General features: G+C 45.4%; 20 protein-coding genes and 1 pseudogene. 18 read left to right on the forward strand and 3 right to left on the reverse strand.

Annotated features, from left to right (window positions below; genetic code table 11):
• Positions 1-14: 14 nt before the first annotated feature.
• The 5 genes and pseudogenes from NKT06_RS15520 (at position 15) to NKT06_RS15540 (ending at position 4,424) form a co-directional block, all read left to right on the forward strand.
• The gene (locus NKT06_RS15520) at positions 15-341 is read left to right on the forward strand and encodes an ArsR/SmtB family transcription factor (RefSeq protein WP_253436058.1); all 327 of its coding nucleotides are present in this window, start codon (positions 15-17) and stop codon (positions 339-341) included.
• 48 nt (positions 342-389) lie between these two features.
• Positions 390-1,711: pseudogene (locus tag NKT06_RS15525) on the forward strand (arsenic transporter).
• A gap of 25 nt (positions 1,712-1,736) precedes the next feature.
• Positions 1,737-2,156, forward strand: coding sequence for an arsenate reductase (thioredoxin) (arsC, locus tag NKT06_RS15530; protein WP_094939782.1), 420 nt, complete (start codon positions 1,737-1,739; stop codon positions 2,154-2,156).
• Between the two features lie 252 nt (positions 2,157-2,408).
• Positions 2,409-3,227, forward strand: a complete 819-nt coding sequence (locus NKT06_RS15535; protein ID WP_253442595.1) for a MerR family transcriptional regulator — start codon at positions 2,409-2,411, stop codon at positions 3,225-3,227.
• 24 nt (positions 3,228-3,251) lie between these two features.
• Complete coding sequence (locus tag NKT06_RS15540) at positions 3,252-4,424, forward strand: MFS transporter (RefSeq protein WP_253436060.1); 1,173 nt, start codon at positions 3,252-3,254, stop codon at positions 4,422-4,424.
• A 165-nt stretch (positions 4,425-4,589) separates the two neighbouring features.
• On the opposite strand, the gene NKT06_RS15545 is transcribed toward NKT06_RS15540, so the two are convergent.
• The gene (locus tag NKT06_RS15545; protein WP_253436064.1) at positions 4,590-4,799 is read right to left on the reverse strand and encodes a hypothetical protein; all 210 of its coding nucleotides are present in this window, start codon (positions 4,797-4,799) and stop codon (positions 4,590-4,592) included.
• 142 nt (positions 4,800-4,941) lie between these two features.
• Here NKT06_RS15545 and NKT06_RS15550 point away from each other — a divergent pair, with 142 nt between their 5' ends.
• The 6 genes from NKT06_RS15550 (at position 4,942) to NKT06_RS15575 (ending at position 9,795) form a co-directional block, all read left to right on the forward strand.
• Positions 4,942-5,526, forward strand: coding sequence for a TetR/AcrR family transcriptional regulator (locus NKT06_RS15550; protein WP_253436067.1), 585 nt, complete (start codon positions 4,942-4,944; stop codon positions 5,524-5,526).
• Between the two features lie 150 nt (positions 5,527-5,676).
• On the forward strand, positions 5,677-6,555 hold the full coding sequence (locus NKT06_RS15555) for an NAD(P)-dependent oxidoreductase (protein WP_301290372.1): 879 nt from the start codon (positions 5,677-5,679) through the stop codon (positions 6,553-6,555).
• Positions 6,556-6,584: 29 nt separating this feature from the next.
• Positions 6,585-7,637: an LLM class flavin-dependent oxidoreductase gene (locus NKT06_RS15560; RefSeq protein ID WP_253436073.1), complete on the forward strand. Its 1,053-nt coding sequence runs from the start codon at positions 6,585-6,587 to the stop codon at positions 7,635-7,637.
• Between the two features lie 63 nt (positions 7,638-7,700).
• On the forward strand, positions 7,701-8,654 hold the full coding sequence (locus tag NKT06_RS15565) for an alpha/beta hydrolase (protein WP_253436076.1): 954 nt from the start codon (positions 7,701-7,703) through the stop codon (positions 8,652-8,654).
• Between the two features lie 258 nt (positions 8,655-8,912).
• Positions 8,913-9,656 carry an ROK family protein gene (locus NKT06_RS15570; RefSeq protein ID WP_253436080.1) on the forward strand — a complete coding sequence of 248 codons (744 nt, stop codon included), beginning with the start codon at positions 8,913-8,915 and terminating at the stop codon, positions 9,654-9,656.
• Entirely contained in the window at positions 9,634-9,795 is a 162-nt protein-coding gene (locus NKT06_RS15575) for an ROK family protein (RefSeq protein ID WP_253436083.1), read from the forward strand. The genes NKT06_RS15570 and NKT06_RS15575 overlap by 23 nt, the downstream gene beginning before the upstream one ends.
• A 206-nt stretch (positions 9,796-10,001) precedes the next feature.
• Here NKT06_RS15575 and NKT06_RS15580 read toward each other — a convergent pair whose 3' ends face one another.
• Entirely contained in the window at positions 10,002-10,841 is an 840-nt protein-coding gene (locus tag NKT06_RS15580; protein WP_253436086.1) for a helix-turn-helix transcriptional regulator, read from the reverse strand.
• Positions 10,842-10,976: 135 nt separating this feature from the next.
• Here NKT06_RS15580 and NKT06_RS15585 point away from each other — a divergent pair, with 135 nt between their 5' ends.
• Positions 10,977-12,398, forward strand: coding sequence for a family 43 glycosylhydrolase (locus NKT06_RS15585; protein ID WP_253436089.1), 1,422 nt, complete (start codon positions 10,977-10,979; stop codon positions 12,396-12,398).
• A gap of 123 nt (positions 12,399-12,521) precedes the next feature.
• On the opposite strand, the gene NKT06_RS15590 is transcribed toward NKT06_RS15585, so the two are convergent.
• On the reverse strand, positions 12,522-13,436 hold the full coding sequence (locus tag NKT06_RS15590; RefSeq protein WP_253436093.1) for a helix-turn-helix domain-containing protein: 915 nt from the start codon (positions 13,434-13,436) through the stop codon (positions 12,522-12,524).
• A 373-nt stretch (positions 13,437-13,809) separates the two neighbouring features.
• Between NKT06_RS15590 and NKT06_RS15595 the strand changes: the two genes are divergently transcribed.
• The 6 genes from NKT06_RS15595 (at position 13,810) to NKT06_RS15620 (ending at position 21,200) form a co-directional block, all read left to right on the forward strand.
• Positions 13,810-14,685: a fumarylacetoacetate hydrolase family protein gene (locus tag NKT06_RS15595; protein ID WP_253436096.1), complete on the forward strand. Its 876-nt coding sequence runs from the start codon at positions 13,810-13,812 to the stop codon at positions 14,683-14,685.
• 20 nt (positions 14,686-14,705) lie between these two features.
• Positions 14,706-16,172: an alpha-ketoglutaric semialdehyde dehydrogenase GucD gene (gene gucD, locus NKT06_RS15600; protein ID WP_253436099.1), complete on the forward strand. Its 1,467-nt coding sequence runs from the start codon at positions 14,706-14,708 to the stop codon at positions 16,170-16,172.
• 16 nt (positions 16,173-16,188) lie between these two features.
• Positions 16,189-18,165 (forward strand): YjhG/YagF family D-xylonate dehydratase, encoded by a 1,977-nt coding sequence (locus tag NKT06_RS15605; protein ID WP_301289954.1) that lies wholly within the window; start codon positions 16,189-16,191, stop codon positions 18,163-18,165.
• 62 nt (positions 18,166-18,227) lie between these two features.
• Positions 18,228-19,883, forward strand: coding sequence for a glycoside hydrolase family 43 protein (locus tag NKT06_RS15610; protein WP_253436102.1), 1,656 nt, complete (start codon positions 18,228-18,230; stop codon positions 19,881-19,883).
• A 183-nt stretch (positions 19,884-20,066) separates the two neighbouring features.
• Positions 20,067-20,417, forward strand: a complete 351-nt coding sequence (locus NKT06_RS15615) for an SH3 domain-containing protein (RefSeq protein WP_253436106.1) — start codon at positions 20,067-20,069, stop codon at positions 20,415-20,417.
• A 51-nt stretch (positions 20,418-20,468) separates the two neighbouring features.
• Positions 20,469-21,200 (forward strand): hypothetical protein, encoded by a 732-nt coding sequence (locus tag NKT06_RS15620; RefSeq protein WP_253436110.1) that lies wholly within the window; start codon positions 20,469-20,471, stop codon positions 21,198-21,200.
• Positions 21,201-21,219: the final 19 nt, after the last annotated feature.

Raw genomic sequence — 21,219 nt, forward strand, 5'->3', positions numbered from 1 at the left:
AAGGAGGACGTGCTATGGATTCTATGCAAGAGATAGCGGATAAGCTTAAATTGCTCGGTGATAAAACACGCCTTACGATCCTTACACTCCTCAAAGAACGTGAATGGTGTGTGTGTGAATTTGTAGAGATTCTAGACATGTCGCAACCTGGAATTAGTCAGCATTTACGCAAGCTGAAGGATCAAGGCTTAGTTAAGGAGAATAAGCGTGGCCAGTGGGTATACTACTCTTTAAATGTAGAGAATACACCCTATATTAAATCTGTCTTGGAACTGATGCCGGACACGGCAACGATTCTTAAGTCTTTGAATAAAGAGAACTTTACATCCGTATGTAATTAATTTTTAATCAATATATAAGTATATTGTTATATACAAATATAAATTCAGATGGAGGAACTGAAAGGGGGGAATATATTGTTTTCTACGCTGCTAGCGTGCATGATCTTTTTAATTACGCTAATCCTTGTCATCTGGCAGCCTAAAAACCTGTCCATTGGTTGGTCTGCTTGCGGCGGAGCAATTCTTGCTTTACTTGTGGGTGTGGTCAATTTGGAAGATGTATGGGATGTGACACACATCGTATGGAACGCCACGCTTGCGTTTGTTGCAATCATTCTGATCTCATTAATTCTGGATCGTATCGGCTTTTTTGAATGGGCTGCCTTAAATATGGCCAAAGCCGCTCATGGCAATGGTGTACGTATGTTTATTTACGTCTCCATCCTTGGTGCAGTGGTTTCTGCTTTCTTTGCCAATGATGGAGGTGCACTGATTCTGACACCGATTGTTCTAGCCATGGTACGTGCACTGAATTTCGATGAGAAGAGAGTATTTCCATTTATTATCGCCAGCGGATTTATTGCGGATACGACTTCTTTGCCGCTGGTTGTGAGTAACCTGGTCAACATCGTGTCTGCCGATTTCTTTGGTATTACGTTTATGGAGTACGCAGGAAGAATGTTTGTTCCGAATCTGTTCTCACTGGTGGCGAGTATCGGCGTACTGTATCTCTTTTTCCGCAAGAGTATTCCCAAACGATTTGATTCGAGTGAATTGAAATCTCCTGCAACTGCCATTAAAGATATGAAGATGTTTCGGTTGTCGTGGGTGGTATTAGCGGTTCTTCTCATTGGATACTTTACCAGTGAATTTATCGGAATCCCCGTATCCCTTGTGGCGGGTATTGTCGCGATATTCTTCCTGATCATGGCTTCCCGGAGTTCTGCTGTGCCGACTGCATTGGTTGTCAAAGAAGCACCTTGGGCCATCGTATTTTTCTCCATCGGAATGTATATCGTGATTTATGGTCTACGTAACGTCGGTTTAACGGATCTGTTGGCCGTAGTCATTCAGGCTGTGGCAGATCAAGGATTGTTTGCTGCAACAATGGGTATGGGCTTTATCGCGGCAATCATTTCATCCCTATGAACAATATGCCTACCGTGTTGATTGATGCACTTGCCATTGATGCAACCACAGCTACAGGGACTGTTCGAGAGGCGCTTATCTATGCCAATATTATTGGCTCGGACTTAGGTCCCAAGATTACCCCGATTGGTTCACTCGCGACACTGCTCTGGCTTCATGTGCTTAGCACCAAAGGTGTCAAAATTTCATGGGGCACTTACTTCAAGACAGGTATCATTATCACTATTCCGACTCTGCTTATTACGCTAGTGGGTCTGTATCTGTGGTTAAGCATTCTATAATTCAAACAACGAGGAGAAGATGAACATGAGTAAAAAAACACTGTACTTCCTGTGCACTGGCAACTCTTGCCGGAGCCAAATGGCCGAAGGCTGGGCCAAGAAATATCTGAGTGAGGACTGGAACATCTATAGCGCAGGAATTGAGGCCCACGGTCTGAATCCCAAAGCAGTGGAAGCCATGAAAGAAGTTGACCTTGATATTTCGACTCAAACTTCCGATATCATTGATTCAGAGTTGTTGAACAATGCTGATTTTGTAGTCACATTGTGTGGGGATGCCGCAGATAAATGTCCAATGACACCTCCACATGTGAAGCGGGAACACTGGGGATTCGATGATCCTGCCAAAGCGCAAGGTACAGATGAAGAGAAATGGGCCGTATTCCAAAGGGTTCGTGACCAGATCGGGGAACGCATTAAAACATTTGCTGAAACCGGAAAATAATACAGACCTGCCTGAGCAGGATAATTGCATGAACATCGAGAGGATGCCACCATACGTGGCATTTTTTTGTTCAAAAAAAATGAACGTTTCATTCAGAAACGGTTCTTTGACTTACCCATAACAGCAACATAGAGTGATGACAAGGAAGGTAGTTGATTTTAGCTAGGCAAATGAGAAGCATATACACCCTTGACTTTCCCCTGTACGGGAAACTATATACTCGCATTATGTTAAAAGATTGGAGATGATATGTTGTTCAAAATCAGTGCGTTTTCCAAGCTGAGTAGGGTCTCATTAAAAACACTGCGTTATTATGACCAGATTGGCATACTTAAGCCGAGAAAGGTAGATCACGATACGGGTTACCGTTACTATTCCGCAGATCAGCTTCTCGAGCTCAACCGAATCTTCATTTATAAAGAATTGGGGTTTACGTTGCCACAAATCACACAGCTGTTACAGGAACATATTACATTGGAGAATATCCAAGGCATGTTTAAGCTAAAAAGAAGCGAAATTCAGCAGATTATCGATACGGAACAAGCCAAACTCGTCAGAATCGAGGAACGCATGCAACTTATAGAGGAAGAGGGGCACGTCGAAACTGGGCAAGAAATCCGAATCAAAGAGGAAGGTGCTCGGCAGTTCCTTTTTCAGACAGGGTGCGGGAGGGAAGAGGAGATCCCGAGTTTATTTCGTCAGTTTGACCAGTCAGTAACCAAAGAAATGCGCCAAATGATCGACGGACCTCAGGTTGTTTTGTGGAAAGAAATCGCAGGACAAGAGGAAGAGTTCGAGTTTGAAATAGGTTACTTCTTAACCTGTGAGCTGCGATCACCTCCCGACCAATTTCAACTGCGGACTCTTCCTGCTGAGCCCATGATGGCCACCATAGCTTATCGTTCTAATGCAGCCTTTGCCTGTAATGCCTGTGTTCATCTAGCTACATGGATTGAGAAGAATAACTATCAGATCAAGGAGAACGAAGCTGGTAGGGAACTTTATTTACCTTTATCCCAAGAAAAAGATGCACAATTCATAGAAATACAAATTCCAATACTAAATAGATAACTGAAAAAGACGGAGTGAAGTAAAGTGAAAAATAAATGGATCATCTATGTCCTCGCATTGGCTGTTTTTCTGATTGGAACTATTGAATACATTATTACGGGAGTCATTGAAATGATCGCCGCAGACTTAAGCGTATCTAGTTCCGAAGTGGGTTTACTGGTAACTGTGTTTGCTCTCGCAGCGGCCATTATCGCCCCGATTCTCATTGCAATTACCATAAATATGGATCGCAAGAAATTACTCTTGTCCACCCTCATTGTGTTTATAGCCAGCAACGGACTTATGCTTTTAAACCTTTCTTACGAAACTTTACTATGGGTTCGAATTATTCAAGGGGCGAGCGGAGGGATCGCTACGGTTATAGCTATGGCCGTATCCACACGACTCGTTGAAAAAGAGAAAAGGGGCAATGCCATCGGCATCATTTTGATGGGGCTAAGCAGTTCGCTAGTGCTCGGTGTCCCATTGGGCACATTTTTTAGTGAAATGTTTGGATGGAGAGTTCTATTTATATTCATCGGATTGTTAAGTGTTTTTCCATTACTTATTATCTACAAAAAGGTTCCGGCAATCAAAGAGGAAGAAAAGATCACCCTCAGAATGCAGCTCTCCATTTTAAAAAATCCACTCATTCTGACTGCCTTGCTTATTACATTATTGTATATAGGCGGCTATTCGACACTGTTCACGTATATTACGCCTTTCTTGCAAGCTACATCCGCTCTTACCATGACCGAGATAAGTGGTGTTCTGTTTCTTGCGGGAATTTGCAGCTTTGTCGGATCAAAAGTGGGCGGACAACTGGCAGATGCAAAGGGATCAAAGTTTACAATTTGTCTAGGCCTTCTGTTACAAGGGGTGACTCTTCTTTTGTTCGCTCTAGCTGGAGTTAATCTTATGATGTTAATCTTGGTTTTAATGATTTTTATGCTAGCGACGTGGAGCATATCTCCGGCCCAGCAACTATATCTGGTTACACTGGCACCTCGTAATCCTGACATTGCCCTTAGCGTAAATACGTCGTTTATCCAATTTGGTTTTGCACTGGGATCTGGATTAGGTGGGCTTGTGATCAGTCGTACATCTGTCATGTATTTGAATTGGTTGGGTTTTGCCGCTGTAAGCATTGCTTTACTTCTTGCCATCTTACTATTTAAGAAATCGAGAAGCAGGACGGGAACGACAGATCCAGTGTAATTTTTTTGAGTTGCATTTGTCGGTTATTTCTAAAATAAAAAAAAAGATCTCTTCAGCATTCACTGCACAAGAGATCTTTTTGGTGTATGACAAAGTTATAATGAGAATCGCATTACATCATCATGGCAGAATAGAGCATAAATCCATCAACAATTGTTATGTTGTCTACTGTCCACCTGTATTCGAAGCCCAGACAGGATACCAGCCCAAGGCCGGATTTTCATTGTTGTACAGCACGAGATTGCCGTCAGTTTGCATGATGAGCACATTGCCTCTAAGATTGGCTGGCACATTGTCTGCTCCGTACCATGCCTTAGCCCACGCCAGGTTATCCGATGTCCAATAAGGTGTGTTTTGCGGATCTGATATGACCAACTTCCCGCTGAAATAATTAATCTGGAGTTTATGTATTCTTGTGTCTTATTTCTTTAATGGATAAATTTTCAATAAAGCTACGATCTGCAATATTCTTTTCTGGACTGATCAGTTCAGATATGTTATATTTCTGAAACGGGAGGTGTTACTTATCGCCAGGACAAAAGAATTTGACAAAAATCAAGCGTTACACCAAGCGATGCTGTTGTTTTGGAAAAAAGGATACGAGGCGGCCAGCATACCGGATTTACTGGATGTGATGGGCATTAGTCGATCCAGTCTTTATGATACGTTTTCCGACAAGCAAACCTTGTACAGAGTTGCCCTGGAGCATTATAAAAATGGGAGTTCCAATAAGCAGACCATTCTTGAACAAGCATCCAACGTTAGAGATGGAATTCTTCAATTTTTTGAATATCATATTGCTTCAGCATACGATACCAGCCTACCGGGCGGATGTTTTGTAACGAATACAGCTACAACATTGGAGTCACCAGATGAACAGATAAATGTCTTGATCCAGACTAGTTTTTCGGATTTGGAACAAGCTTTTTGTCACCTTCTGGAGAAGGGTCAACAATCGGGAGAGATAGATAAAACAACCGATATCCAAACATTGTCTTATTTATTGCTGAATTTACATCAAAGCATAAATATTATGGCCAAAACGGGTCAGAATCCGGAACGTGCCAGAAAGATGATTAGCTTAGTAATTGCAAGTATATAATTTTTTTTGACAATTTCGGAATGATTGTTCCGTTATTCTGTTCCTCTTATTTTAAAGATGCCATTTGAAGAGTATAGGTAAGACCATAATTTTTTTAATCATTCTGGAACATTCATTCCGTTATTGAAAGAATCCATCATGAATAAGGAGATGCACCCAATGAAGGTATCGTTTATTGGACTTGGAAATATGGGACTTCCAATGGCACAAAACCTGTTGAACGCAGGGCATGAATTAGTCATCTTTAATCGGACCGCCGAAAAAGTTGAACCCTTACTAAAACAAGGAGCACGGTATGCCAAAACACCACTTGAAGCAGCGAAAGAAAGCAATCTTGTAATTACAATGTTATCTGATGATGCTGCTTTGAAGGAGATTGTTGAAGGACCCAATGGCGTACTGAACGGATTATCTGAAAATGGAATTCACGTATCTGCCAGTACGATCAGCGTGGATCTGGCTCGGAAATTATCCGCTATGCATGCGGAGAGACAGCAACACTTTGTGTCTGCTACCGTAATGGGGCGCCCGGATGCCGCTAAAGCAGCTACATTGCGTATTATTTTAGCTGGTCCGGAACATGCAAGACAACGAGTTCTTCCCATGTTAACAACACTAAGTCAAGAGGTATTTGAGATGGGGGATCATGGCGAAGAAGGTAACATTGTCAAAATAGGCGTTAACTTTCTAATTGCTTCCATGCTGGAAGCTTTGTCGGAAGCGCAGCTCATGGTTGAAAAGCACGGCATTAAGCCGTCCCGATATATGGATGTTGTGAATGCTCTTTTTCAATCTCCGGTATATCAGAACTATGGATCGATCATGACCGAACAGCGCTTTGAACCAGCCGGTTTTAAAATGAAGCTCGGGTTAAAGGATGTTGCCTTGGCTATCGAAGCAGCAAAGTCCGTACAAGCTCCTTTACCTTTAGGCCAACTTATCCATCAACACCTCTCTGAAGGAATTTTCCATGGTTATGGTGATTTGGATTGGACGGCTTTAATCCGTTGTCTTGAGCATTCCTCTTAAGGAAAGAAAAATATAAGGAGAGATTAATTATGGAAATAGGAGTTACTTCATTCGTAGAAACAAAGCCTGATACTGAGACAGGAGTAGTCATGAGTCACGCTCAGCGATTGCGAGAAGTCGTTGAAGAAATCGTCCTAGCAGATCAGGTAGGACTTGACGTGTTTGGCATAGGTGAGCATCATCGTGATGATTATGCAGCATCTTCACCAGCAATGGTGTTGTCCGCTGCGGCGCCCCTCACAAAACGAATTCGATTGACAAGTGCTGTGACGGTCCTTTCTTCAGCAGATCCTGTCCGTGTGTTTCAGGATTTTGCCACACTTGACGGTCTCTCCAATGGACGTGCCGAGATTATAGCGGGCCGAGGTTCCTTCATTGAATCCTTTCCGCTGTTTGGTTATAACCTGCATGACTACGAGGATTTATTCAATGAAAACATTGAACTGCTTCTGAAATTACGGGAATCGGAGAAAGTAACATGGAGTGGAGGTCATCGATCAGCGATACATAATTTGGGGGTGTACCCGCGTCCTGTTCAGGATTCTATACCTGTATGGATCGGTAGCGGAGGTACCCAGGAGTCTGCCATACGTGCTGGAATTCTAGGTCTGCCACTAGTTTTGGCAATTATCGGTGGAAATCCAACGAAATTTGCGCCGCTTGTACAAATGTATAAAAAAGCGGCAGCTCATGCGGGTCATGATGTATCACAGCTTCGAGTAGGTTCACATTCTATCGGATTTGTTGCAGAAGATACGGAAAAGGCCGCAGAACTCTTTTTCCCGTCCACTCAGTACGGCATGAATAAACTCGGCAAAGAGCGAGGGTGGGCATATTATGATCGTTCCAGCTATGATGCTGCCCGCCGTTCTGATGGTGCGTTGTATGTAGGTGATCCGGAGACAGTTGCTCAAAAAATTATTCATCTGCGCAAACATGTAGGAATTACACGTTTCATGATGTATGTCCCTTTAAGCACGATGCCACATGAGTTGGTAATGCGGGCTATTGAATTGCTCGGTACAGAGGTTGCACCGCGAGTACGAGAGGAAATTTCCAAATGGGAAGCTGAAATGAGATAAGAATGAACTGAAATAACGTACACGATCAAATTCATTATCATTATTATATTTGGAGGAATTATCATGAGTATTGAGACACGGATATTACCAGAACTAAGAGAGGTATATTCACAATTTCCAGGGTTTGAATTGGAGAAAAATCTAGAGTGGAGCAGAAGTTTAGTAGCGGCTACCTCTGTGAAGAGCTCAGAGCATGTTACCACAACCAGTCGGCAAATTCCGAGGGAAGGAGGCGAGATGCTGGTCAAAATATATGAGCCAGCCGAACGAACGAATGATTTACTACCAGCCATGTTATGGATTCACGGGGGCGGATACGTGTTAGGACATCCAGATATGGACGACAAATTGTGCGAACGTTTTGTTCAGACAGCAGGATGTATTGTCGTATCAGTCGATTATAGGCTCGCTCCCGAGCATCCTTATCCTGCAGCGATTGAAGATTGTTATGCTGGATTGGTATGGATGACGGTGGAGGCAGCAACGCTTGGCATTGATGTGAATCGGGTTGCCATTGCCGGTGCAAGCGGTGGTGGCGGGCTGACAGCAGCACTGGCGCTGATGGCACGTGATAAAGGAGGTCCGTCGATTATCTTTCAAATGCCATTGTACCCGATGTTAGATAATCGTAACATCACGCCATCTAGTCATGAGATTATAGAAGAGGATTCAATCTGGAACCGAACGGACAACGTGGCTGCTTGGAATATGTACCTTGGTGAGGGGAACGATGGCAGTGGGAGTTCTTCTTACGCAGTACCTTCGAGAACAGAGAACTTGGCCGGATTGCCGCCAGCCTATACTTGTGTAGGTCAGCTCGATCTGTTTCGGGACGAGACGATGGACTATGTGGCACGATTAGCACAAGCAGGTGTGGATGTTGAATTTCACCTCTATCCAGGTTGCTTCCATCTTTTCGAAATTTTTGCTCCGGAAACAGAAGTGAGTCAGCGTGCTGTTAAGGGTTATATGGATGCAATGGCTCGTGCACTTCATCCCAGTAGCACCCTTGAATAAGGATTAATGCGACAGACCCTTTGTACTTCAAGAAAATTGATAATAGTAAACTTTATCTCCTAAGAAGTCACTAATGTAGTGACTTCTTTTTGAATAGAGACGCTTGTTCAATTTCGAGCTCGGAACCTATACTATAGAAAGTTACTCTGACAAGACGATTGAGTTATGGAGCAGGTTGAGCATATACAGAGTTGGATGATCAGTGAATCAAGTAGGTTAAGTTCCTTGATATCAAATTAAATGAGAGCGGAGATTATTATGCGAAAATACATAATCGGAATTGACTTGGGTGGAACCAATATTAAGTCCTCCATTTTCACCCTGGAGTTTCAAAAAATTCACGAAAGAAGCAACCCTACGGAGGCGGCAAAAGGGCCGTTCCATGTATTAAACCGAATGGTAGACATTATTCAAGAAATGCTGACTTATGAGGGAATCCAGCCAGCTTCTATTCTGTGCATGGGTATGGGCATTCCTGGATTATTAGATCCGGAGCAGGGACTATCCATATTTTCACCTAATTTTCCAGGCTGGGATAACATTCATGTCGTGAACTATATGAAAAATCATTTTGAATTTCCTGTTTACATCGACAATGATGTTCGGGTAAATCTGTATGGTGAATGGCAGTTTGGCGCAGGCACCGACTATAAAAACCTGATATTGATAACGTTAGGCACTGGTCTGGGGTCTGGTATTGTCAATGAGGGAAAAGTTCTCTACGGTACTACATCAAGTGCAGGCGAGATCGGACATATGAATATGTACCGGGAGGGTCGGCCTTGTCGTTGTGGAAGTTCGGGCTGTCTGGGGAGATACGTGTCTGCGGTAGGAATCGTCAAAACCTTTACAGACAAGCTTGAGGAAGGCCGATCAAGTATGATTCTGGAATGGGTCGGAGAGGATTGGACGACAATCACTGCCCGTATAATCTCGGAAGCATACGACCTTGGAGATTCACTTGCTATTGAAGTTATGCATGAGACCGGAAAGATTCTCTGATTTGGTCGTAATCAATCTGTTTAATCCGGAAGTGATTATTATCGGTGGAGGAATGTCGGCAGCCGGTGATCGATTGCTGAATACAGTGCGTGACACTATTGAGAAACATGCGTTAAGGCTCTCATCCCGTGCATGTTAAATAGTGCAAGCGAAATTAGGTGGGCAAGCAGGAATGATCGGCGCGGCTGCATATGCCAAAAACAAGATATCATTATAAAGTATCACAATATGATAATAGATCAATTATGCTTGAGAATATGTCATTGCATTATACAGGCTAAAACCTTAACTTAAAATGACATCAGAGAACGCTAACAAACTCGTTGACGTATACCAATTGGATGGCTAAGTTATGTGTAAATGCCCATTGGACAGAGCGAGAGAGTGAGATTTATCTCTCCATTCTGTTATGTCAGCCGGGCTCTTCATGTCGTTTATGAATCGCTTAGGTGATACACCCGTCATTTGTTTGAATTGCCTGCAAAAATGCTCGACATTACGATACCCGCACCTGTCGGCGATCTCTGCAACCGTATATTGATGATGTCTGAGATACTCTTTAGCTAACCGAATTCGGCTATGAATTACATCATCCATACACGACACCCCAAAGGAGTTCTTATACACAAACTGTAAGTACCCCGGACTAATATTCATGGTTTTGGCCATGGCAACAACTGTCCATGGGTGACTCGGATTATTGTGAATCTCTGTTCGAAGCTTCATCAGTGGATAATGCTGCGGGCCAATATTCTCTTGAACGCAAGACTCCAACAGCTTGTTGAACAGCGTTCGAAGTAAGTAATCTATCGTTGATTCTCGGTAGTTTTTCTGGAAAGAATGCTCAGCAACAAGCAATTGAAACAGCTTGTGACAAAATTCAGGATCATCTAATGGAAATGGTACGCCCTTTGGTAGGGAAGTTTCGGTTACATACATCTCATCACTTTCAAAACGAATCCAATCGTTCACATATTGCTCCGTACAAGAGCGGTAATATATTTTCTGATGAGGTGGATATAGAACGGCACAATGAGGTGGATACTCTATCAGTTTCCCGCCCACCCAGAACTGTGCCGGAGTCTGCGTAACAACTAACAGCCAGCAATCATGACCTTCAGGAATATCAAACAGAAACGGATTGCGATGGGTAGCATCATATTCAACGTAAAAAATAGTATTCATTGATCTTCACCTTTACCATGCAGGTTATGGAATAAATAGAGACACTTATGAAACATTGTAGTTGTTTCCTATTATACGAAAGTTATCGTCAGTGTAATAGATCGTCTATAACTTTAAATAAGGAGTGTGCGTTGAATGAATAAACAAGGTTTGAATCCATATCTTCCATCCTGGGAGTACGTACCTGATAGTGAGCCTTATGTATTCAATGAAAGAGTGTATGTGTATGGTTCACATGACCGTTTTAACGGACATGCCTTCTGTCTGAACGATTATGTATGCTGGTCTGCACCCGTGAATGACCTTGGGGATTGGAGAAATGAAGGGGTGATCTACCGAAAAACAGATGACCCACTGAATCCGAATGGACATATGTGTCTGTATGCGCCAGATGTAACAGTGGGGCCCGATGGGCGGTATTATCTGTATTATGTGCTGGATAAGGTACCCGTTGTTTCGGTGGCTGTATGTGACACACCTGCCGGCAAATATGAATTCTATGGTTATGTACAATATGGCGACGGCACTCGTCTGGGTGAAAGAGAAGGGGACGAGCCCCAGTTCGATCCCGGCGTGATGACTGAAGGACAGCACACTTATCTATATACCGGCTTCTGTGCGGCCGGAGATCAATCCAGACATGGCGCGATGTCCACGATGCTAGGTCCGGATATGCTGACGATTGTGGAAGAACCTGTATTCGTAGCACCAAGCGAGCCTTACAGTGAGGGCAGCGGTTATGAGGGCCATGAATTTTTTGAAGCGCCTTCCATCCGGAAGAGAGGGGATACCTACTACCTAGTGTATTCCTCTATCGTTATGCATGAATTATGTTATGCCACCAGCCTATTTCCAAACAGAGGATTTACATATCAGGGCGTCATCGTAAGCAACTGTGATCTCCATATCGACTCCTACAAACCTGCTGACAAACCCATGTATTATGGAGGCAATAACCATGGCAGCATTGTGGAGATTAACGGAGACTGGTATGTCTTCTATCACCGTCATACCAATGGGGACGCATTCAACCGCCAGGGTTGTATTGAGAAGATATCTTTTGAAGAGGACGGCAGCATTCCTCAGGTGGAAATGACCTCCTGTGGTCCGAGTGGTAGACCGCTTGAAGGAAAAGGCGAGTACCCCGCATATCTTGCATGTAATCTTTTGACCAGAGATGATCAGAAGTACACGGGAGGTTTCGGGGCAGGCGCCTGGCTGGACAGCCGATTTCCGAAGATAACCCAGGATGGAAGAGATGGTGATGAAGAGATCGGTTATATTGCCAACATGGTTGAATCCGCAACGGCAGGGTTTAAGTATTTTGATTGCCGAGGAATTCGCCAGGTCTCGATCAAGGTACGGGGATATTGTCACGGGGCATTTGAGGTCAAAACCGCATGGGACGGTCCTGTCCTCGGTACAATCCCGGTACATTTCACAAATCATTGGAAACCCTATTCAGCCGAGATAACGATTCCGGATGGTGTACAGGCTTTGTATTTTACGTACAGAGGTTCAGGAAGTGCCAGCCTTGCATCATTTATTTTAGCGTAATCCTCCAGAAATGATCTGAGCAATCCAGGCAAAATAAAGCAGCTGCTGGTTATCCAGTAGCTGCTTTGTTGACCGATCAGTCTCTGCGGATCAGACGATTGAGGTTTTTTTATCGTTAAACTTTTAGTTATCCGCATCGTTGGTTTCTACAGCCTGCTGCGAATGACTGCGAAATTCACTTGGCGCGATGCCTGTCCACCGCTTGAACTGGCGGCTGAAATGCGCATTGGTCTTATACCCCAGCATCATCGCAATATGATCTATGTTCAGGTCGGTTTGTTTTAACAAGCGCTGCGCTTCGTTCAGAAGGGTTTCCGATAGAAATTTACGCGGAGCGATGCCGTAAACCTGCCGAAATATACGATTAACCTGTGACGGACTAATGCTCAGCGATTTGGCAATGTCCTGAATCCAGGTTCGCTCGCTCTCCTGAATCTCCCCATGAAGATGGATATATCTCACCGAATCCTCAATGTGCTCAGCAATCTGATGGGCAATGGTTTCTTTTCTCGACAACCTAACGGAGGCTTGCTGAGATAATTGTCCGACCAGAGAACCTAGCAGTTCGAACACAGCGGCATGTACCTTCATCTGCTTGGAAGAAGATAGTGAACTCGACAAATGCTCTGTGGCCAGATTATACAAGGTAGACAGGGAAGAAGAAAGCCCTAGAGCCAAATTCGAATTTGCCGGGTAATAGATGTCTTTGCAACGGTTGAGTTCTCTGCAAAAGGAAGTATCATGTACACTGAAATGCACGGAAAAGTATGTGAATCCCTCCGGTCCGGCACCCGTACAGGAATGCGTCATACCAGGGCGAATAAACAAAAGATCGCCTACGGTCTGACTGTATAACTGTCCGTTAACAACCATATTCATCTGGCCGTCCATCATCCAGTGCACTTCATACATTGAATGCTCATGAGACGGATAAGTCCAGCTTGAATCCACTTTTCTTGCATGTAGCCCCAATAATTGAAAAGACATGCGAACATCGGGCAGACGACCTAAATACACGGCTTCCGAAAGCTTGGTCACAGCACCCCAACCTCCTTATCCTTCTATATACCAACATCTTACCGTTTCGTCTATATCAATTGAACTAACTATTTACACAGAAACGGAGAGGACAGAAAAAACCTGAAAAAGCGAAGCGGTCGCCTTTATCACCGGATTTTCCCCTTGTGAAGAGGGAATCAAAAAAATCTGGGGATAACAGTGATTGGAAGGTTATTCTGTCATCGGAGTGTCCGTGTAAATCATCTTTAGTTCAACTGATATAGATTTATCTTAACAGAAAAAAAATGCGTGAAAAGGGTAATTCGCTGGAGTGATTAGAACATCGTCACGAAACCCGGCTGGTGCTATGGTAATATTATCAACCCAATAGGGAGAATGGGGGCAAGCTTGAATGCGAATTATTCGATTTCTGGACGGGCAACAAAAGTGGCTGGCAGCCGTTACGGATGATGAAAAAGCCTATCGTTTGCCGCAAGCCGATTTTATGACTTTGATCCATCAAGCAAAAGAACAAGGGATATCACCTGTTCAACTTGTTGAAAGCGCTTTTAAACCATTAAACAAGCTGACGGATGATTGGACTACCTTGCACCTGATCACGCCAGTGGATGCCCCGGAAGTATGGGCGGCAGGTGTTACGTATCAACGCAGCAGGGAAGCGAGAAATTATGAAGCTACGGATGGAAAAATGGATGCAACGACCTTTTACGATAAGGTATACGATGCGGAAAGACCCGAAATCTTCTTTAAATCTACGGCAGCACGAACGGTAGGTCCGAATGATGCCGTCACGCTCCGAAGCGACTCCACGTGGCAGATCCCGGAGCCTGAGCTTGGATTGGTGCTTGCGGGTGACGGAAGTATTGTAGGATACATTGCCGGTAATGACATGAGCTGCCGTGATATTGAAGGGGAGAATCCGCTGTATCTGCCACAAGCCAAAATGTGGCGCAACTCCTGCTCCATCGGTCCAGCTATCCGATTGGCAGAAACGGTGCAGAATCCCTACGCATTCAGCATTGTCTGCGAAATTTATCGCGCAGGTGAACTGGTTGTCAAAAGCGAGGCAAACACAAGTGAATTAAACCGTAAGCTGGATGAATTGGTCTCTTTTTTAGCAAGGGACAATGATTTGTTTGACGGGACGGTTCTTTTGACAGGTACAAGTATCGTCCCCCCTAATGAATTTACACTTGAACCTGGAGACCGCATCGAAATATCCATTAGCGATATCGGGACACTCGTGAATTCTGTCATTTCAAACTAATCTATAAGGAGGATAAGACTATGACCGCATTTCAAGTGGAGCAGACATACAGCAATTATATTAACGGAGAATGGGTGAAGGCCGCGTCCGGTGAGAACGAACCGAGTATCAATCCGGCGAACCGGAAGGAGGTCGTTGGCTACGTACCCACTTCCGGCGTAGAGGATTTGAACCGGGCTGTCGCAGCGGCGAAGGAAGCAGCCAAAAAATGGCGGAGGTTATCGGGCGCGGAACGCGGCAACTATCTATTTCAGGCAGCAAATGTGCTGGAACGCCGGGCCGATGAGGTTGCAGAGGCGATGACCAGAGAAATGGGCAAAACACTTCCTGAAGCCAAAGGAGAGACGATGCGCGGTGTCGCGATCTTAAGGTATTACGCCGGAGAAGGCATGCGAAAAACAGGAGACGTTATCCCATCGACAGACAGCGAAGCGCTGATGTTTACGACCCGCGTCCCCCTTGGCGTAGTAGGAGTTATTGCTCCTTGGAATTTCCCTGTAGCTATTCCGATTTGGAAAACGGCTCCGGCCTTAATCTATGGCAACACGGTTGTGTTGAAGCCGGCTCAGGAAACTGCGGTCACTGCCGCTAAAGTCATGGAATGTTTTGAAGAGGCGGGCATCCCGGCAGGCGTTCTTAATCTGATCTGCGGCAGAGGCTCAGTGATCGGATCTGCACTTGCCGAGCATCCGGATGTGGGGGGAATAACGTTTACGGGTTCCAATGAAGTGGGGAAACGGGTCGGCGCTGCAGCGCTAGCACGTGGGGCCAAGTATCAACTTGAGATGGGTGGCAAAAACCCGATCATCATTGCGGCTGACGCTGACCTGGATTTGGCTGTGGAAGCTACCATCAGCGGTGGATTGAAATCAACAGGGCAAAAATGTACAGCGACAAGCAAGGTCATTATTGAACGGAAAGTATACGATGCCTTTAAAGAAAAGCTGCTCTCGCAAATCCAGGAAATCCGGCTGGGTGACGGCATGTCTGCCGGAAGCTGGATGGGTCCATGTGCAAGCGAAGGACAGCTCAATACCGTGCTGAGTTACATCCAAAAAGGTCAGAATGAAGGTGCCGTTCTTCTTGCTGGTGGAAAAAGAGCGGACGGTCCGGGACTGGAAGAGGGATTCTATGTGCAACCGACTGTATTTGAAGGGGTCGAATCCCATATGTCCATTGCCCGCGAAGAAATCTTTGGCCCGGTTCTGGCCTTGATTGCGGTAGATTCGCTGGAGGAAGCGATCGAAGCGGCTAATGACAGTGACTACGGCTTAAGTGCTTCCATCTATACACAGAACGTCGGAGCCATGCTGTCTTTCATCCGGGACATGGATGCGGGACTCGTCAGAATTAATGCAGAAACGGCCGGGGTAGAGCTTCAGGCTCCGTTCGGCGGAATGAAGATGTCAAGTTCACATTCCAGAGAACAGGGGCAAGCGGCGATTGAGTTTTTTACGGCCATCAAAACGGTCTTCGTGAAGTCATAAACTGTGGGAGGCTATCATGTACGAACAGATTACGTCGATTATGGGGGAGAAGCCATCCAACGACTTCGATATCATAGCACATGCTCCAGGTGCTGCCGGACGTCTGCCTTTAACGGATGATTTGCTGCGGAATGCGCCAAGCGGCGACTTGTTCGGCATGTCCCAGAATGTTGGAATGGGCTGGAAGCCCGGGGAATTGAACGGAAAACAATTTCTGATCTTAAGTACACAAGGTGGCATACGCAATGAGGACGGCAGTCCGACAGCCCTCGGTTACCATACGGGACACTGGGAGGTCGGCCTGCTAATGAAAGCTGCCGCAGAAGAGCTGTCAAGTCGGGGCGGAATCCCGTTTGCCGGATATGTCAGCGATCCGTGTGACGGCAGATCACAGGGGACAACAGGCATGTTCGACTCACTTCCTTACCGGAACGATGCTGCTATGGTATTTCGCAGACTAATTCGCTCGCTGCCGACGCGTAAAGGCGTGCTTGGCGTCGCCACTTGTGACAAAGGTCTTCCAGCCATGATGCTCGCGCTTGCCGGCATGCCGCAATTGCCCGGCGTAATCGTTCCCGGTGGCGTCACACTTCCGCCTACCGATGGAGAGGATGCCGGTAAAATTCAGACGATCGGTGCACGGTACGTCAACGGGGAGCTTTCTCTGGAAATGGCGTCGGATTTAGGATGCCGGGCATGCGCTACACCAGGAGGAGGCTGTCAGTTTCTAGGTACCGCTGCTACAGCCCAGGTCGTAGCAGAGGCACTGGGCATGACAGTCCCGCATGCTGCACTTGCACCTTCCGGGCAACCGATCTGGATTGAAATGGCGCGCCAATCTTCACGTGCACTCATCCATATGGAGTCTCAGGGGATGCGGATGGCTGACATTATCACAGATGCATCCATTCGCAATGCGATGACCGTGCATGCTGCGTTTGGCGGATCGACCAATCTGCTTCTTCACATACCCGCGATTGCCCATGCAGCTGGTTTAACCGTACCCACGGTACAGGACTGGATACAGGTCAACAAGAATGTTCCAAGACTGGTTAGCGCCCTGCCAAACGGACCGATCTTTTATCCAACCATACGTGTCTTTCAGGCCGGAGGGGTTCCAGAGGTCATGCTTCACCTCAGGCAGCTTGGTCTGTTGGATGAGTCTGTACCAACGGTTACAGGTACGTCATTGGGGCAGGTGCTGGATTGGTGGGAATCTTCCGAACGCCGTCATCTCATGCGGAAGCAGTTGAAAGAGCAGGACGGCATCGATCCGGACAGTGTCATCATGAGTGCAGAACACGCCCAGCGGCTCGGAATCTCATCTACCGTAACATTTCCAACCGGGAATATCGCTCCGGAAGGTTCTGTCATCAAGTCCACCTCTATTGATCCTGATGTGCTGGATGAGCATGGCGTATACCGTCATCGTGGCAGAGCCAAGGTATTTACCACCGAACGCGAGGCGATCCGTGCGATTAAGACCGGAGGTATCTCGGCTGGGGATGTGGTTGTGCTTCTCGGGCGAGGTCCATCGGGAACTGGAATGGAGGAGACGTACCAGCTAACCTCTGCGCTTAAGCATTTGTCTTTTGGCAAATACGTGTCACTGATTACGGATGCCCGGTTCTCCGGTGTTTCCACCGGAGCGTGTATTGGTCATGTTGGCCCCGAAGCGCTGGCAGGTGGGCCGATTGGCAAGTTGCGTAACGGAGACCTGATTGACATCGTGGTGGATCGTAATACACTGGAGGGCAGCATTAACTTTATCGGAGAAGGAGAGAACGAGGTTTCTCCGGAAGAAGGTGCTGTCATTCTGGCACAAAGGTCATTCCATCCGGATATGAGGCCTGATGAAGCTTTGCCGGATGATACAAAGCTCTGGGCTGCACTACAATCGGTCAGCGGTGGGACATGGAGAGGGAATGTGTACGATGTAGAGCGGATCATAACCGCTCTGGAAGCCGGCAAAAAAGCGCTGGGCTGGTCCTGATATCTACCTTTCGTGTATCTGCTGTTGTACAGATCATCACTTTCATACCGGAGGTTTCTTCCATGAATAAGATTAAGAATATGATCACCAATCCCATCCTTGCCGGTTTCCATCCCGATCCGTCCATATGCCGAGCGGGGGAGGATTATTATATTGCCACGTCCACCTTTGAATGGTTCCCTGGTGTACGGATTCACCATTCCCGGGATCTGGTTCATTGGCGGCCCATCGCTTCTCCGCTGACTCGTGTAACGCAGTTAAACATGGAGGGAAACATTAATTCCGGAGGTGTGTGGGCACCCTGTCTTAGTTACGACAACGGCGTGTTTTACCTGATCTACACCGATGTCAAAAGTCGGGTAGGCGCTTTTAAAGATACCCACAATTACCTTGTGACCGCAACGGATATCGAAGGCCCTTGGTCGGAACCCGTGTATTTGAACAGCAGCGGTTTTGATCCTTCCCTGTTTCATGATGAGGACGGGCGCAGTTGGCTGGTCAATATGATCTGGGATCACCGGAAGGGCAAAAATCGGTTTGCAGGCATCGTTCTGCAGGAGTATTCGGTTCGGGAGCAAAAGCTGGTCGGGCCAGCCAAGAACATTTTTAAAGGAACCGCTCTAGGACTGACCGAAGCACCTCATCTGTATAAACACAAGGACTATTATTATCTCATTACGGCTGAAGGGGGAACCGGTTATGAGCATGCGGTTACAGCAGCACGTTCCCGTACACTAGAAGGCCCTTACGAGGTTGATCCTGCAAATCCGATCCTTACTTCATATGGCAGAACGGATTTGGCTCTGCAAAAGGCAGGCCACGGTAGTCTAGTCGAAACGCATACCGGCGAATGGTACATGGCTCATCTTGTCGGACGACCCGTTCATCACAAATATTGCATTCTTGGACGTGAGACCGCACTTCAGAAGTGTACGTGGAGCGAGGACGGCTGGCTGAAGCTTGCTAGCGGTAACCGGTATCCCGAGGTCCAGGTCATTGCACCAAAGATTACGGCACATCCGTTTGAACCGATAGCGGAAATGGATCACTTTGATCAATTCGAGCTTCGGAATGACTGGAATACTCTTCGCATTCCACCCGACCCGACTTGGCTCAGCTTGACGGAACGTCCCGGTCACTTGCGCTTGCACGGTATGGAGTCGATGAGTTCAACGCATAGGCAAAGCATGATCGCGCGGAGATTACAAACGTTTGAGTGTGAAGCCGAAACAGCCCTGGAATTTGCGCCGGACCATCCACAGCAAATGGCAGGATTAATTTTGTACTACGATACCAAGGACTATCTCTATTTACGTGTAACTTATCATGAAGAGAAGGGGCGGTGCTTGGGAATTATTCAGTCCAAGTACGGGGTGTACGACGAACTGTTGGAGGATATTCCGCTAGAATCGATGAATACGCTCCGCTTAAAAGCAGTGGTTGATCATGATCGCGCCCGCTTTTACTATGTGTTAAATAGTGATTCATCCTGGAATCATGTAGGCGAGTGGGTTGATATCACACATCTGTCCGATGAATCTCCAGAGTATATTCGGTTTACGGGAACCTACATCGGACTTTGTGTGCAGGATCTCGGCGGAACCCGAAAACATGCCGATTTTGATTACTTTGTGTATAGAGAAACAAAGCATGAAGTAAATGCATTGGGCCATATAGATTCTGCGGATGGTGTGTCTGGAGAGTTATCAAGAAATTAGAATATTCTGTTATATCGCCTAAATGTTGTAAGGTTGACTCGTAATAAAATATTTCTGTTCAGATAAAGCAGCGCTCCCTTGTGAAGGGGGCGCTGCTTTATCTGAACAGGGATGAATAACTACATAATAATATGATATTATGTTTGTCGGTAACAGGTCGAACATAATAGTTGGAGGCGTATTATGAAATTATATAAAGTTGTTCAACCCCATAATTCAAACTATCCTGATCCCATCGTTTTAGCTAAAGGAGATACGATCCTATATGGGAGAGAAGATACTGAATTCCCCAACTGGATTTTCTGTGAATCCGTGCATTCTAAAAAATGTGGCTGGGTACCGAAGCAAATATTAAGCACTCCCAATGAAGAACAGATCGCGACTGCATTATCAGATTATTCTGCACACGAATTAACCGTAAAACCCGGTATCATCGTTACAAAAGAATTTGAACTAAATGAATGGAGTTTTGTTCATACCGCAGAAGGTGAAAAGGGCTGGTTACCAAATAAGGTATTAACTCCATCGGATTAAAATCAGGAAATTATGCACTAACAATTGGGAGTAATCTAAGGAGAGATCCAGATGTATCTAAAAGAATTTGATTTGGATTTACCCTATATTGTAGATCATGAAAATATTGAATCTATAATGAAAAAACAAAAATGTGAGTACAGCGAAGCAATAAAATTAGATTATGCGTTGAATTGGAAATGGAAAAGACGCTCTTTTAGATTGGAAACTCGCTGTATTACAGCGATGTATGAACGTCTATTTGGGAAATACAATACGAAAGATTGTCGGAAAGTACTAGTAGAATGTGTAGAAAACATTACGGATGAACGGATTGTTAACACTTCTGGTGTGTGTTCGGTACCAATCCAATTTAGTTTGAATGACTTTAATGAAAAAAATGAGTTGGAGAAAAAAAAGACTACGCTTCGAATGCTAATGGAAGGCATAGAGAAACTTGCTCTACGTAATAATTGGGAGGTTGATCCATTTAGGGAGATCGCTTTGCAAATAGAGAAGTTGGGTTATGTGAATGAATGGACTTGGAAAAGATCCGTAAAGAGCCCTAATAAGAAGTACAATGCTAAAGTTATATGCCATCATAATGTAGAAAACATGGATATATTCATATCCGTTTTACAACGAGATGGTACGCAAGTACTCTTAGAGAAGGTCAAATCAGAACAACCAGATGAATTTGCCTACGCTAGACATCTAGGCGAACTTACATGGGTATCTGATTTAGAAGTTGCTTTGATTAATAAAAAAGGCACTGAAAAGTATTCTGTAACCCTGGAACACTAATTATTATGCCGCTAGAAAA

Origin of the sequence: Paenibacillus sp. 1781tsa1, assembly GCF_024159265.1 — a bacterium.
Classification (GTDB): domain Bacteria; phylum Bacillota; class Bacilli; order Paenibacillales; family Paenibacillaceae; genus Paenibacillus.